This window comes from Roseibium sp. MMSF_3412 (genome assembly GCF_030733265.1).
In the GTDB taxonomy this organism is placed as follows: Bacteria; Pseudomonadota; Alphaproteobacteria; order Rhizobiales; family Stappiaceae; genus Roseibium.
In genome coordinates, this window is record NZ_JASHJI010000004.1 from 182,931 (window position 1) to 197,420 (window position 14,490).

The 14,490-nt window shown below is 60.6% G+C and carries 14 protein-coding genes; 4 read left to right on the plus strand and 10 right to left on the minus strand.

Going from position 1 to position 14,490, the window contains the following annotated elements; genetic code table 11:
- Positions 1-138: 138 nt before the first annotated feature.
- Positions 139-690 (minus strand): cytochrome c family protein, encoded by a 552-nt coding sequence (locus RBB49_RS09720; protein ID WP_306142548.1) that lies wholly within the window; start codon positions 688-690, stop codon positions 139-141.
- A gap of 184 nt (positions 691-874) precedes the next feature.
- On the opposite strand from RBB49_RS09720, the gene RBB49_RS09725 reads away from it, so the two are divergent.
- The 3 genes from RBB49_RS09725 to RBB49_RS09735 are packed head-to-tail and all read left to right on the plus strand — an operon-like array spanning position 875 to position 3,572.
- Entirely contained in the window at positions 875-1,618 is a 744-nt protein-coding gene (locus RBB49_RS09725) for a 3-deoxy-manno-octulosonate cytidylyltransferase (RefSeq protein WP_306142549.1), read from the plus strand.
- A gap of 29 nt (positions 1,619-1,647) precedes the next feature.
- Positions 1,648-2,538 (plus strand): prephenate dehydratase, encoded by an 891-nt coding sequence (locus RBB49_RS09730; protein ID WP_306142550.1) that lies wholly within the window; start codon positions 1,648-1,650, stop codon positions 2,536-2,538.
- A gap of 32 nt (positions 2,539-2,570) precedes the next feature.
- Complete coding sequence (locus tag RBB49_RS09735; RefSeq protein ID WP_306142551.1) at positions 2,571-3,572, plus strand: adenosine kinase; 1,002 nt, start codon at positions 2,571-2,573, stop codon at positions 3,570-3,572.
- 57 nt (positions 3,573-3,629) lie between these two features.
- Here the strand turns inward: RBB49_RS09735 and RBB49_RS09740 are convergent, their stop codons facing one another.
- The 5 genes from RBB49_RS09740 to RBB49_RS09760 form a co-directional block, all read right to left on the minus strand.
- Positions 3,630-4,250 carry a 2,3-bisphosphoglycerate-dependent phosphoglycerate mutase gene (locus tag RBB49_RS09740; protein WP_306142552.1) on the minus strand — a complete coding sequence of 207 codons (621 nt, stop codon included), beginning with the start codon at positions 4,248-4,250 and terminating at the stop codon, positions 3,630-3,632.
- A gap of 26 nt (positions 4,251-4,276) precedes the next feature.
- Complete coding sequence (gene dapB / locus RBB49_RS09745) at positions 4,277-5,089, minus strand: 4-hydroxy-tetrahydrodipicolinate reductase (protein WP_306142553.1); 813 nt, start codon at positions 5,087-5,089, stop codon at positions 4,277-4,279.
- A gap of 182 nt (positions 5,090-5,271) precedes the next feature.
- Complete coding sequence (gene pnp / locus RBB49_RS09750) at positions 5,272-7,398, minus strand: polyribonucleotide nucleotidyltransferase (protein WP_306142554.1); 2,127 nt, start codon at positions 7,396-7,398, stop codon at positions 5,272-5,274.
- Positions 7,399-7,735: 337 nt separating this feature from the next.
- A complete protein-coding gene (rpsO, locus tag RBB49_RS09755) occupies positions 7,736-8,005 on the minus strand; it encodes a 30S ribosomal protein S15 (RefSeq protein ID WP_306142555.1) in 270 nt (89 codons plus the stop codon).
- Between the two features lie 244 nt (positions 8,006-8,249).
- Positions 8,250-8,603, minus strand: a complete 354-nt coding sequence (locus RBB49_RS09760; protein ID WP_306142556.1) for a helix-turn-helix domain-containing protein — start codon at positions 8,601-8,603, stop codon at positions 8,250-8,252.
- Positions 8,604-8,734: 131 nt separating this feature from the next.
- Here RBB49_RS09760 and RBB49_RS09765 point away from each other — a divergent pair, with 131 nt between their 5' ends.
- Positions 8,735-9,400, plus strand: coding sequence for a phosphatase PAP2 family protein (locus RBB49_RS09765; protein ID WP_306142557.1), 666 nt, complete (start codon positions 8,735-8,737; stop codon positions 9,398-9,400).
- Here RBB49_RS09765 and truB read toward each other — a convergent pair.
- From truB to RBB49_RS09785, 4 genes are all read right to left on the minus strand, one after another.
- The gene (gene truB, locus RBB49_RS09770; RefSeq protein ID WP_306142558.1) at positions 9,391-10,335 is read right to left on the minus strand and encodes a tRNA pseudouridine(55) synthase TruB; all 945 of its coding nucleotides are present in this window, start codon (positions 10,333-10,335) and stop codon (positions 9,391-9,393) included. The two genes, RBB49_RS09765 and truB, sit on opposite strands and share 10 nt — an antisense overlap.
- Positions 10,336-10,531: 196 nt before the next feature.
- Positions 10,532-10,945 carry a 30S ribosome-binding factor RbfA gene (gene rbfA / locus RBB49_RS09775; protein WP_306142559.1) on the minus strand — a complete coding sequence of 138 codons (414 nt, stop codon included), beginning with the start codon at positions 10,943-10,945 and terminating at the stop codon, positions 10,532-10,534.
- Between the two features lie 102 nt (positions 10,946-11,047).
- Positions 11,048-13,762 carry a translation initiation factor IF-2 gene (gene infB / locus RBB49_RS09780; RefSeq protein ID WP_306142560.1) on the minus strand — a complete coding sequence of 905 codons (2,715 nt, stop codon included), beginning with the start codon at positions 13,760-13,762 and terminating at the stop codon, positions 11,048-11,050.
- Between the two features lie 29 nt (positions 13,763-13,791).
- On the minus strand, positions 13,792-14,427 hold the full coding sequence (locus tag RBB49_RS09785) for an RNA-binding protein (protein ID WP_306142561.1): 636 nt from the start codon (positions 14,425-14,427) through the stop codon (positions 13,792-13,794).
- Positions 14,428-14,490: the final 63 nt, after the last annotated feature.

Consider the following 14,490-nt stretch of genomic DNA (forward strand, 5'->3'; position numbering starts at 1 on the left):
TGGATCCTGCCAGACGTCAACCCAACGTCTTCCTACAACGGAACCCAACCTTCGTTAATTTTTCATATAGCAACAAAAAAGCCGGGCTGGACAACCCGGCTCTTTTACCAATGAATCTGGTGTTACCGACCGCTGCGATCACTCGGCAGGCAGGGGCTTCGGTGCTCCGGACTGTTCGCGCATGTAAGCGATCATGTTCGCGCGCTCCTCGGGACGGCGCAGGCCGGCAAAGCCCATGGACGTGCCGTCGATGTATTTCTTGGGAGCGGCCAGGAAGTTGTCGAGCGCTTCGTAGGTCCACTCCGGATTTTCTTCGCCGTATGCCGACATCGCGGACGAGTAGCGGAAGCCGTCATGGCCACCGGGCTTGCGACCGACGACATCCCACAGCGCCGGACCGGACTTGTTTGCACCGCCATCATCGAAGGAATGGCAGGCCGCGCATTTCTTGGCGACATTGGCACCGTCCGAGGCAGATGCCGCAAGCAAGCGCTCGGAGATCGGAACAACATCCGGCTCCGCTTCCACGGTCGACGTCGCATCCTGTGCGGCTTCCACCACGATTTCATAACCGGGCTTACCGGGAATCGTCGGTTGGAAAATGACGTCGGAAACAATTCCAACACCCATGGTCAGAATCAGAACCATAAGTACCGCACCAGCGGCCTTGTTCAGTGTGAAGGAATCCATTCTCTCCGGCTCCAAGCTCATACGCGCGCAGGCTCCCGAAACACGGGACCCTTATCAGCTTTATGTAATTTCGCCGGAACCTACAAATTTTTTGACCTTGCTGTCCATAGCTTTAAAAGGGCAATTGATATGACAAACGGACGCGGCGGGCATTTTTTCCGAAAAAAATGCTCTGAGCCTCCAAATGGAGACACGATTGACAGCAGCACTGGTCATAATTCCCGCCCGCCTGGCAGCGACTCGCCTGCCGAACAAGGTGCTGGCGGACATATGCGGAAAGCCGATGATCGTCCGCGTCATGGAACAGGCGCAGGAAGCCGATATCGGCCCGGTTGCGGTTGCCTGCGACGACGTCACCATTGCCGAAGCCGTCAAGGATCATGGCGGACAGGCTGTGCTGACCCGCAAGGACCATGTCTCCGGCTCCGACCGCATTCACGAAGCCGCCCGCAGTCTCGATCCGGACAACCGCTATGATGTCGTGCTCAACGTTCAGGGCGACGTGCCCCAGATCGAGCCGGACGCCATCCGGGCAGCCTTTTCGCCTCTTCAGATCGCGGACGTGTCGATCGGCACGATCATGACGGAGATCACCCGTCCGGAGTTCCGCGATGATCCGAGCTTCGTGAAGGCGGTCACAACACCGAACGGTCACGGACATCACCGGGCGCTCTATTTCACACGGGCGACCGCTCCTACCGGAGACGGGCCGCTCTACCAGCATATCGGCATCTATGCCTATCGCAGGCGAGCGCTTGAGCGTTTCGTTGAGATGCCGCCTTCGCCGCTGGAGCTGCGCGAGAAACTCGAACAGCTGCGTGCGCTCGAAGCAGGCATGCGAATCGACATTTCCATCATTGACAGCGCCCCCATGGACGTGAACACACCTGAAGACCTGGAGCGGGCCCGCGCCGCGCTCCTGACCTGATGACCCCAACCGCCAGAACGCGAAAGACCATGACCGACAGAAAGAGAATTGTATTCCAGGGTGAAAATGGGGCGAACTCCCATATGGCCTGCAGAAGTGTCTACCCGGACTACGAGGCCATTCCCTGCGCGACATTCGAGGATTGTTTTTCGGCAATGGCGGACGGGTCGGCTGACCTTGCCATGATCCCCATCGAAAACTCCGTCGCCGGACGCGTCGCCGACATTCACCACCTGCTGCCCAAGTCCGATCTGCACATCATCGGCGAATATTTCATGCCCATCCGGTTTCAGCTGATGGCGCCCAAAGGTGCGTCCATCGACAAACTGGAGAAAGTGCAGAGCCATATCCATGCGCTCGGACAATGCCGCAACATCATCCGCGAACTCGGCCTGACGGCAGTGGTCGGCGGCGATACCGCCGGATCGGCGCGCCAGGTTGCCGACCTGAACGACCCGACCGTGGCTGCCTTCGCCCCGGAAATGGCCGCTGAAATCTATGGGCTCGACATTCTGCGCAGGGACGTGGAAGACGCCGCGCACAACACCACACGTTTCGTTATCCTCTCCAGGGAAAAGATGGAGGCCGCACACAACGGTCAGCCTGTCATCTCGACCTTCATTTTTCGCGTCCGCAACGTTCCGGCAGCGCTCTACAAGGCCCTCGGTGGATTTGCCACCAACGGCGTCAACATGACCAAGCTGGAATCCTATCAGCTGGAAGGCCAGTTCTTTGCGTCGATGTTCTATGCCGATGTCGAAGGCCACCCGGACGATCCGGCCGTCGGCCTCGCGCTTGAAGAACTCGCCTTCTTTTGCGCGGAACTGAACATTCTGGGCGTTTACAGGGCCAGCCCGTTCCGGGACAAGATCAAGGAACCGGAAGCCAACCGCGCGTTGCGCCCGAACCCGCATTCCTGACCCATCAGCAGCTTTCGCATTCAGAGGAATTCATGACCGAAACGAGATTTGATGCGCTTTGCATCGGCAACGCGATTTGCGACGTCTTTGCGCATGTCGAAGAGGACTTCCTGGTCCGCGAAAACCTTGTCAAAGGGTCGATGCGCCTGATCGACACGGACGAGGCCGTGAGGCTTTTCGACAAGATGGGGCAGACCGTCCGCATCTCCGGCGGCAGTGCGGGCAATACCGCGGCAGGCATTGCCTCGCTCGGAGGGAACCCTGCCTATTTCGGCAAGGTTGCCGAAGACGAACTGGGCGACAGCTACTCCCACGACATGAACGGCACGGGCGTCTATTTCAACACGCCGCGCCTCGTGGATGGCAATCCGACCGCGCGCTCCATGATCCTGATCACGCCGGACGGCGAGAGGACGATGAATACCTATCTCGGCGCCTGCGTTGAATTCGGTACCGGCGATGTCGACGAAGATGTCGTGGCGGCTTCTGCTGTCACCTACATGGAAGGCTATCTTTGGGATCCGGAGGAAGCGAAAAAAGCCTTCCTGAAGGCTGCCGAAGTCGCCCACGCCAATGGACGGAAAGTGGCGATTACCTTGTCGGATTCCTTCTGCGTCGACCGCTACCGGAGCGAATTTCAGGGGCTTTTGAAAGACAAGGTCGTGGACCTGATGTTCGCCAACGAGCACGAACTCAAGGCGCTTTACGAGACGGCGGATCTTGACACGGCCATTTCCGCGGCGCGGGACTCCGGCGCCCTGACCGCGCTGACGCTCGGCGAGAACGGAGCAATGGCGTTCGACAGCAACGAAACGGTCAAGGTTTCTGCGCAGGCCGTCAGCAATGTCGTTGACCTGACGGGTGCCGGCGATCTGTTCGCGTCCGGTTTCCTGTTCGGTCTGGCGCGCGAATACAAGCTCGGCGATGCTGCCGAACTCGGCTGCCTGTGCGCCGCCAACGTCATCAGCCATGTCGGTGCACGTCCGGAAAAACCGCTCAAGAACATCGCGGCGCAAAGCGGATTTGAAATCTGATCCAAAACAAAAAAGGCGGTCATGACGACCGCCTTTTTCCTTGAGACACTCGATTGCCTAGTCGGCGAGGTCCTGAACGCTGACCACGCCACCATTTTCGTCGAGACGGTAGACGATCGGCGTGCCCGTCCCCAGTTCCCGCTTCAGGATTTCCTCAGGGGTCAGGTCTTCCAGTTCCATGATCAAGGACCGGAGAGAATTGCCGTGCGCGGAAACCAGCGTGCGCTTGCCTTCCATGACCCGGGGCAGGATTTCCTGCTTGTAGTAAGGCAGCACCCGTTCCGCCGTCATCTTCAGGCTTTCGCCACCCGGTGGCGGCACGTCGTAGGACCGGCGCCAGATATGGACCTGTTCCTCGCCGAATTCCTGCCGGGCCTGGTCCTTGTTCATGCCGGTCAGATCGCCGTAGTCGCGCTCGTTCAGGGCCTGATCCTGAAGTGTTTCCAGGTCGGCCTGCCCGAGTTCGTCCAGGATGATGCCAAGGGTCTTTTGCGCACGTGACAGATCGGACGTGAACGCGATGTCGAACTCAAGCTTGAGATCTCTGAGCTGCTGGCCGGCCCGGTGTGCTTCCGCGACGCCCTGCTCGGTCAAGCCCGGATCCTTCCAGCCCGTGAACAGGTTCTTCAAATTCCATTCGCTCTGTCCATGCCGGACAAGCACAAGAAGGCGTTCCATGCCGTTCTCCTTAAACTGCGCAATCATTATGCGTTGAGGCCGAGCACGTCGGCCATCGAGTAAAACCCCGGTTTCTGGTCGTATCCCCAGAGCGCTGCCTTGACAGCGCCGCGGGCAAAAAGCTGGCGATCCTCCGCACGGTGAACCAGCTCTATGCGCTCGCCCTCGCCTGCGAACACCACCGAGTGCTCGCCAATTACCGATCCGCCGCGCAACGTGGCAAAACCGATGTCACCGGTCTTGCGGGGATCCATGATGCCGTCACGCGCACGCACCGCGTGGGAATTGAGGTCGATCCCGCGTCCCTCGGCAGCGGCCTGCCCAAGCAAAAGCGCCGTGCCGGATGGTGCGTCAACCTTGTGTTTGTGATGCATTTCAACGACTTCGATGTCGAAGTCCGAATCAAGGGCGGCAGCGGCGACGCGCACAAGGCTCGCCAGCAGGTTGACCCCGAGGCTCATGTTGCCGGACTTCACGATGCGTGCGTGGCGCGCGGCCGCCTTCAGCGGCTCGTCTTCGCCTTCGGCCCATCCGGTCGTTCCGATCACGTGAACGATCCGCGCCTGCGCGGCCAGTTCCGCAAACCAGAGACTGGCCGCCGGAGCGGTGAAATCCAGGACGCCGTCCGAACTGGCAAAGGCCGTCAGGGGATCATCCGTCACGGGAACGCCAAGCGGTCCGACACCGGCCAGTTCCCCTGCATCCTGGCCCAGAAACTCAGAACCCTCGCGTTCGATTGCGGCGACGACGGTTGCCCCGTCCTTCTCTGTCACGGCCTTTGTCAGCGCGCGGCCCATCCGGCCCCCGGCACCAACGACAACCAAGCGCATTTGCCCCATGTCGATCCTTTCATCCGATGTTCGAACGCGGGTATAGCAGCTTCCGCACCGGAGGCAAATCTGCGCGCCGGCATCTCCTGCCGTTCATCGGGACGTTTGTCCGGCAGCGCCGGTCACACCAAAACAAAACGCGCGAAAGACAGGGTCCTTCGCGCGTTTTCCGTTTCGAGATCGGGCCGGGTTTATTCGGCGCTTTCCTTCTCGATTTCCTTGCCGGTTTCCTGGTCGACCACTTTCATGGACAGGCGAACCTTGCCGCGCTCGTCAAAGCCCATGAGCTTGACCCAGACCTTGTCGCCTTCCTTGACGACGTCGGTCACCTTGCCGACCTTGCGCGGAGCCAGCTGCGAGATATGCACCAGGCCGTCCTTTGCGCCGAAGAAGTTGACGAAGGCACCGAAGTCGACGCACTTGACGACCGTTCCTTCGTAGATGACGCCGACTTCAGGCTCAGCCGCAATGGAGTTGATCCAGTTGACGGCTGCCTTGATCGCCTTGCCGTCGGAAGAAGCGATCTTGACCGTGCCGTCGTCCTCGATGTTGACCTTGGCACCGGTCTTTTCCACGATTTCGCGGATGACCTTGCCGCCCGAACCGATGACTTCACGGATCTTGTCGACCGGGATCTTCATCATTTCGATGCGCGGTGCGTGTTCGCCCAGTTCCGAGCGTGCTTCGGTGATGGCTTTCGCCATCTCGCCCAGAATGTGGATGCGGCCGCCCTTCGCCTGTTCCAGAGCGACCTTCATGATCTCTTCGGTAATACCGTCGATCTTGATGTCCATCTGAAGCGAGGTGATGCCGCCTTCGGTACCGGCAACCTTGAAGTCCATGTCGCCGAGGTGGTCTTCGTCGCCAAGGATGTCGGAGAGAACCGCGAAGCGCTCACCTTCCTTGATCAGACCCATCGCGATACCCGCAACCGGAGCCTTCAGCGGCACACCGGCATCCATAAGCGCCAGAGAGGTGCCACAGACGGTCGCCATGGAGGAGGAACCGTTGGATTCGGTGATCTCGGAGACAACGCGGAGCGTGTACGGGAAATCGTGGTGCTGCGGCAGCATCGGGTTGATCGCACGCCAGGCCAGCTTGCCGTGGCCGATCTCGCGCCGTCCGGGGGAGCCCATGCGTCCGGTTTCACCGACGGAATAAGGCGGGAAGTTGTAGTGCAGCATGAAGTGGGACTTCACCGTGCCTTCCAGCAGATCGATGAACTGTTCGTCTTCGCCTGTTCCCAGCGTAGCAACCACAAGACCCTGCGTCTCGCCGCGGGTGAACAGCGAGGAGCCGTGCGCGCGCGGCAGGATGCCGACTTCCGAAGAGATTGCACGGACGGTGGACAGATCACGTCCGTCGATGCGCGTGCCGGTGTCGAGGATGCCACCGCGAACAATTTCGGCTTCCAGTTTCTTGAACTGCTCGCCGAGGACGTTGGCTTCCGGAGCCTCGCCTTCCGCCGCGTTGGTGATCAGCGCTTCGACAACCTTTGCCTTGGCGACATCAACCGCGTTCTTGCGGTCGGTCTTGGAAGTGATCTTGTAGGCCGCAGACAGCTCTTCGCCAGCCAGGGACTTGACCTGATCAAAAAGCGCGGAATGATCCGGAATGGACAGTTCGCGCGGTTCCTTCGCAGCGGTCTCGGCCAGCTTGATGATCGCGTCGATCACGGTCTGGAAGCCCTTGTGACCGAACATCACCGCGCCGAGCATGATGTCTTCGTCCAGTTCCTTGGCTTCCGACTCCACCATCAGAACCGCATCGTTCGTGCCTGCAACAACGAGATCGAGCGCGCTTTCCGGCATGTCATCGACGGCCGGGTTCAAAACGTATTCGCCGTCGATGTAACCGACGCGTGCGCCGCCGATCGGGCCCATGAAGGGAACGCCGGACAGCGTCAGGGCAGCAGAGGCCGCGACCATTGCCAGGATGTCCGGAGCGTTTTCCATGTCATGGGACAGGACGGTGATCACGACCTGGGTGTCGTTCTTGTAGCCATCGGCAAAGAGCGGGCGGATCGGCCGGTCGATCAGACGGGAGGTGAGCGTCTCATGCTCCGACGGGCGGCCTTCGCGCTTGAAATAACCGCCCGGGATCTTACCGGCGGCAAACGCCTTTTCCTGGTAGTTCACGGTGAGCGGGAAAAAATCCTGTCCGGGCCGCGGCTCCTTTGCCGAGACAACGGTCGCCAGAACCTTGGTTTCGCCGTAGGTCGCCATGACGGCGCCGTCGGCTTGGCGAGCAACCTTGCCCGTTTCGAGCACGAGCGGCCGTCCGCCCCACTCGACTTCTACACGATGAATATCAAACATCATCTGTCCTTACGTAGTCGCCCACCCGCCGTTGCACTCCTTGCAACGCCATCGGACAGGCACATTCCCGGTCGGCCCCGGATGGGCCGGTTACCGGCGGACAGGTCACGGGCAAGACAACGGGCTGCTTTCCGTAGATCGGAACCGAAAGAAGCCGGCAATCCTGCCCCATGACTTGTCACGAGGTTTCTATAGAGTGTTTGCCATCAAATGGGAACGCACTCTATCAATGCGCGTTTGCGGGCCGTCAAACCGTCCATTTTAGGCATACGGCCGAAGACGCCCATAAGCAAAACGCGGCGGGAACCAGCCCACCGCGTTTCGTTTGTTCAAGACCTTAGCGGCGGATACCCAGACGCTCGATCAGCGTCTTGTAGCGCTCTTCGCTCTTGCCGCGCGTGTAGTCCAGAAGGGACCGGCGCTGCGCAACCATTTTCAGAAGACCGCGGCGGGAGTGGTTGTCCTTGCCATGGCCCTTGAAATGTTCGGTCAGGTTGTTGATGCGCTCTGTGAGGATCGCCACCTGGACTTCCGGAGAGCCGGTGTCGCCTTCCTTGGTCGCAAATTCCTTGATGAGCTCAGCTTTACGCTCTGCAGTAATCGACATCGCTCTTTCCTTTCAAAGAGGGGGGTCCGTTGACCGGACGCGTTGATGTGCCGGAGACCGGCCTGATCCGGATGTTTCCAGAGCCGAGATGTCGTTCAGCAAAGGATCCTTCCGGACGAATTGGGCCTCAGTGCCCAATGGCGGCGGTATATGGCAGAAAACAAAGGCAAAAGCCAGCGGAATCTTTCAGATGTTCGCCGGTAGACCATCGTCCGCTCCGGCTTCGAACCTTCTGCATTTCCAATCAGGACCGGCCCGTCTCTTCCGATGTATATATGTTCGCCTCGCCCCACGCCTTCATGGCCTCGATCACGGGCAGGACCGATCGTCCCTTATCAGTGAGTGCGTAGTCGACACGCGGCGGGACTTGCGGATAGACGGTCCGCGTCACCAGCCCGTCCGCCTCCAGTTCGCGCAATTGCTTGGTCAGCATCTGTTTGGTGACGTTCGGAATCGCCCGCTGCAGCGCACCAAAGCGGTCAACGCCGTTCACGATGCAGAAGATGATCACCGGTTTCCATTTCCCGCCAATCACCGAAAGGCACAGGGTGACGGGGCATTGCGCATCCGGATCGGGTGCCAATGGTATGATTTTCATGACTATCTCTATTTCTTGTGACTAGTTGCCACAAGGGAAGTTATGGCCATACTGCAAGGCCATCGTCAACCGATGGAGAAACTTCCCTGTTTGTCCGACCTTCAGACCTTGCACGCAAGGGCTCAGCCAGTATGCTTGCTAGCAAAAAAGCACCGTCTCTCGGGCGGCTTCTTCACATAGGACTGCTCAATCCCTGGCTGCCAATAAGTGTTGTTCTGTCCGCAGGCGTGACAGTCCTCCTCGCGAAAACAGGCGTTGATGCTGCCGTAAACCAGCTTGCGCGGCTTCAAGACCCGACGTTTTCCATTGCGTGGTCGGCTTTCCCGATGCTGGCAGGTTTTGCGGCTCCGGTGCTGATGCCGCTCGTTTGTGCCATGCGCGGGCACAAGGAAACCGCCAAGGCGACGCTGGCAGCCTTTTTGGTTGCGCTCATCGCCGTGTCGGTGCTGAAGGCGCTGACATCGAGAGTACATCCGGAAGCCCTCGTTCCGGTTTCCGTCCTGGCAAAGTCCCAGACCTTCAGTTTCGGCTTCTTTCAGTCCGGGCTCATGAGCGTCGTCGAGGGATGGCCATCCGGCCATGTTGCCACCAATGCAGCGGGCGCAATCGTGTTGGCGAGGCGGACAAACCATGCCCTAATTGCGCATTCATGCTGGATCTGGCTCGCATGGGTCGCCCTGGCCACCACGTTCGGGATCAGCGGTGATGTCCATTGGCTCTCGGATTCGCTGGCGGGGCTTCTCATCGCCTTTGCCGTCGCCTTGCCTCTTGCCCGGGCAGAAACACTTCAAAGATGAAACACCCGTGTCGGCTGGAAACGGCCCTTGTCGATCGATCCGATCGCAACAGGCACGTTCGCATGGCTGGCGAAAGCGACCTGTGAATTCAGAGGAGCCTCCCGGCCGCGCAGAAGTATCGCCATGCCCTTGCGAATCTTGGCCGCGTCCTCCAGCGAAACGGACACTTCGACCAGGGCATCCATCGCCTCGCGCACGGGCAGGACGAACTCCTCGACAAGTGCCTCGACGGCATCGCCTTCGTCCAGTTCCTCTGCAGCGCCGAGTATCTCGTCGAGGTCGACAAGGTCCTCTTCTCCGAACGGACCGACCAGAAGGCGGCGCAGTTCCGTCACATGGCCGCAGGTGCCGAGGCGGCGCCCGAGATCGCGTGCCAGGGCGCGTACATAGGTGCCCTTGCCGCACTCCGCCTCGAAGACGGCGCGATCCGCATCCGGGCAGTCCACCAGCTCCAGACGGTGAACGTCGATCGGACGCGCTGCCAGTTCCACCTCTTCGCCGTCCCTTGCAAGATCATAGGCGCGCTCTCCCGCGACCTTGATCGCGGAGAATTTCGGCGGTACCTGCATGATCGTGCCGGTGAAGTCGGCAAGAACGGCCGCGACGGCATCCGCATCGGGTCTGACGTCCGATGTCGCGATCACATCGCCCTCGGTGTCGTCAGTGTTTGTTTCCGCACCCCAGGTGACCTCGAACCGGTAAACCTTGCGCCCGTCCATCACGAAGGGAACGGTCTTGGTGGCTTCACCAAAGGCGACCGGTAACAGGCCGGATGCGCGCGGATCAAGCGTGCCGGCGTGGCCGACCTTCTGCGGCGAAAAGATCCGCTTGATCTTGCCAAGTGCCTCGTTGGAGGTGATCCCGTAGGGCTTGTCGAGAACAAGCCAGCCGTTGATGGCGTTCTTCTTCCGCTTGATCTGTTTCTGGCGTGCCATATCGAATTCGTTTGTTGAACAGCCAAGCTGGTGGATCTGTTACCACCCGCTTGTCACCCCGGTTCGAGCATCGCGAGAGACCGGGGTCCAGTAGTCCCGGTCTTCGCGACGTGTCAAAATTTCAAGTCAATGACTACTGGATCCCTGCCTGCGCAGGGATGACAAACAAAGAGTTTCAGTTGCGCTGCTGCCAAAATCAGTCCTCGCGGTTCTCATCCTTGCCGAGATCGCGCGAGACACCCGGCGAATGGAGCAGCGTGCCGATGCGGTCGTCGTCGTCGAAGCGGGTATCCAGAACGAAACGCAGATCCGGCATGTATTTCATGGTCAGACGCCGGGACACCTGTCCGCGCAGATACTTTGCGCTTCGGTTGAGCGCTTTTTCGACCCGTTCCGCATTCTTGCCGCCAAGCGGCATGACGAGGCAGGTCGCAAGCCTGAGGTCCGGCGTCATGCGGACTTCCGGAATGGTAACGATGGCACCATCCAGATCGGGGTCCGAAAACTCGCCGCGTGTGAAGATGTCGGACAGTTCCTTGCGCACCGTTTCGCCGACCTTCAACTGGCGCTGCGACGGTCCACGGCTGTCCTGAGCATTGTGTCTAGCCATTTGTGTTCCTGACCAGGGTCATCGTTGACCCTGAAAGTGGCAGCGCCGGCGCGATCCATCAGAATCCCGCCGGCGCTTCTGCCTGTATGTCTGTTCCGGCGGTTAGAGCGACCTTGCGATCTGCTCGACGCGGAAGCATTCGATGATGTCTCCGGGACGCATGTCCTGGTACTTGACGAAGTTCATGCCGCATTCCTGGCCGGATTCGACGGTCTTGACCTCGTCCTTGAAGCGCTTGAGCGTTCCGAGTTCGCCCTCGTGGATCACGACGTCGTCGCGGATCAGGCGCACATTCGCGCCGCGTTCCACGACCCCTTCGGTAACCAGACAGCCCGCGACCTTGCCGACCTTCGAGATGTGGAAGATCTCCTTGATCTCCGCATTTCCAAGGAAGGTTTCGCGGCGTTCGGGCGAAAGCAGGCCGGACATGGCCGCCTTGATGTCGTCGACCAGATCGTAGATCACGTTGTAGTAGCGGATCTCGATGCCGTCGCGGGACGCTGCCTCACGGGCCTGCTTGTTGGCGCGCACGTTAAAGCCCAGGATCGGGGCGTTGGACGCCGCCGCCAGCGTGATATCGCTTTCGGTGATGCCGCCGACACCCGACAGAAGGATGCGTGCGCCGACTTCGTCGGTACCCAGCTCGTTGAGCGCATGCGCAATGGCTTCCGCCGATCCCTGCACGTCCGCCTTCAGCACCAGCGGGAATTCCTTGCGGCCGGTTTCCTGCAGGCGGTTCATCATCTGCTCGAGCGACCCGCGCGCACCGGAAGCGACCACGGAGGCCTTCTCGCGGATCTGGCGCTGGCGGTAGTCCGTGATCTCACGGGCACGTGCCTCGTTGTCGACAACGGCAACAAGGTCACCGGCTGCAGGTGTTCCCTGGAACCCGAGAACCTCGACCGGTTTGGCCGGCCCGGCTTCCTTCACCTGATTGCCGTTTTCATCGAGCATCGCACGCACGCGGCCCCACTCGGACCCGGCGACCAGAATGTCACCCGGCTTGAGCGTCCCTTTCTGGACCAGAACGGTCGCAACCGGTCCGCGTCCGCGGTCGAGCTGTGCCTCGATGACGATGCCTTCGGCGGTCCGGTCCGGATTCGCCTTGAGCTCGAGAACCTCGGCCTGCAGCAGGATCATTTCCAGCAGCTTGTCGAGATTGGTGCCGTTGAGCGCGGAGACTTCCACGTCGATGACATCGCCACCCATGGATTCCGTCACGAGTTCTTCGCTCAGAAGCTCTGTGCGCACCCGGTTCGGATCAGCGCCCGGCTTGTCGGTCTTGTTGATCGCAACGATAATCGGAGCATCGGCCGCCTTGGCATGCGCGATCGCCTCTTTCGTCTGCGGCATGACGCCGTCATCGGCGGCAACAACAAGGATCACGATGTCGGTCGACTTGGCGCCGCGTGCCCGCATCTGCGAGAACGCCGCGTGGCCGGGCGTATCGATGAAGGTGATCTTCTGGCCGTCCTGATCGATCTGGTAGGCACCGATATGCTGGGTGATGCCCCCGGCTTCACCGGAGACCACCTTGGATTTGCGGATCGCGTCCAGAAGGGAGGTCTTGCCGTGATCGACGTGACCCATGATCGTCACCACCGGAGGGCGCGGCTGCAGCGATGCGGCGTCGTCTTCCGTGGTGAAGAGTCCCTCTTCAACATCGGCCTCGGAAACACGCTTGACCGTGTGTCCCATTTCCTCGGCAATCAGCTCCGCCGTGTCGGCATCGATAACGTCGTTGATCTTGAGCATCTGACCCTGCTTCATGAGAAGCTTGATCACGTCGACCGCGCGCTCTGCCATTCGGTTGGCGAGTTCCTGGATCGTGATCGCCTCGGGGAGGGTCACTTCGCGCGAAATCTTTTCACGCACGACCTGCTGCTGACCGCGCTTGGCCTTTTCCTGGCGGCGGCGCATGGAAGCCAGCGAACGTGCACGCTGCCCGTCGTCGCCGCCGGTTGCAGCGGAAATGGTCAGCTTCGAGCGGCGGCGGTCTTCGCCGGCCCGCGGACGCGCTGTCGGTGTCGGAGCCTGTTTCGGCCGCTTGACGGCCCTCAGACCCTTGTTTGAACGGTCTTCTTCGGCTGCCGGCTGCTGCTCGGGTTTGGCGCGCGGTGCCGGTGGAGCGGCCCGTTTGCCCATATCATCGAGATTGCGCGGCTTGCCTGCATTGGAAGCCGCAGCCCTGCGCGCCGGTTGCCGGTCTTCGGCAGGTGCAACATCGGCTCCGGCCTCCGGCCCGGCTGCGGCCTTGCTTTCCGCTGCCTTTGCATTTTCCTCGGCGAGGCGCGCCTCTTCGGCTTCGCGCTTGGCGCGCTCCTCGGCTTCGACCTTCGCGCGCGCTTCTTCGTCAGCCTTGCGCTGAGCGGCTTCGGCGGCCATGCGCTTTTCGTCTTCGACGCGCTGCTTGCGCTCCTCGACTTCCCGCTCCTTGGCCATCTGAAGCGCTGCGGCCCTTGCCGCCGCTTCTTCCTTGGTCAGGGTGCGCAGGACGTTGCCATTGCCCTTCTGACGCTGTCCGGAAGCTGCCCGGCGCGCCTGCTTTGCGGCTTGCGGATCAGGCTGCTGCGGCTTGCGCGGTGCTTCAGCCGGGCGGTCAAGGCGCTGTGTGGTCGGAGCCGGGGCTTCGGCTTTCGGTTCCTGCCCCGGAATAACAACACGGCGTTTCTTCTTCTCCACGACAACGGCTTTCGACCGGCCATGCGAGAAGGATTGCCGAACAGTTCCCTGATCGCCCCCGCCCCGCTTTAGGCCAAGCGTCTTGCCACGCTCAACGCTGATTGTCTTGTCGCCTGGATTTTTCGTATCGCTCATATTGCCTTCAGTCCTGCGCAACCGCCCTGCTATGCGTTGCTCTTTTCGTCACTTGCAGCGGAATAACCGCGAAAACGCTCCATGTCACGCACTCGTGCAAGAAAGTTTTCGCTCGCATGCCCCGCAAGCAGTGCAGCATGTATCACATTTGACCGGCCCAATGCCAAATCCAATTGGGTCGAATCGAACAAACGGACGATTTGGCACCCGTTTGCCAGTTCTTTGTTCCCGGCAACCACCGCTGCCAGTTTTCGCACCCCGTCCCCGGCAGCATCCGAGGCGTGGATCAGCCCGAGGACGGTGTCCCGCCGCAGGGCCGCTTCAACTTTCGCGTAGCCGGTCACAAGTTCACCGGCCTTGCGCGTCAGGGACAGCGCCTGAAGCGCCGACCTTTCAAAGAGCGCATCGACACGCTCCGAAAGACCCGGTTCCACCAGGGCCTCATCTTTGAACCCCCGGCCGAACACCTTCTTCCTGTTCTTTTCAGCAGCGGCGACAGTTTCTGCCGTTGCCGTTACCCAAACGCCGCGTCCCGGCAGCGTCCTCTTCAGGTCCGGCACCACCTGACCTTCCGGATCAAGCACGAACCGTATCAGCGAGCTTACGGGCCGAACCTCCCTGGTCACGGCACATTGCCGCTCGGTTGGTTCATTCTTCCTTGGCACGCTGCCACTCCTTCAAACCGACCGAACTTCATCAGACCGCAGTCGATGATCCTTCGCCCGGTC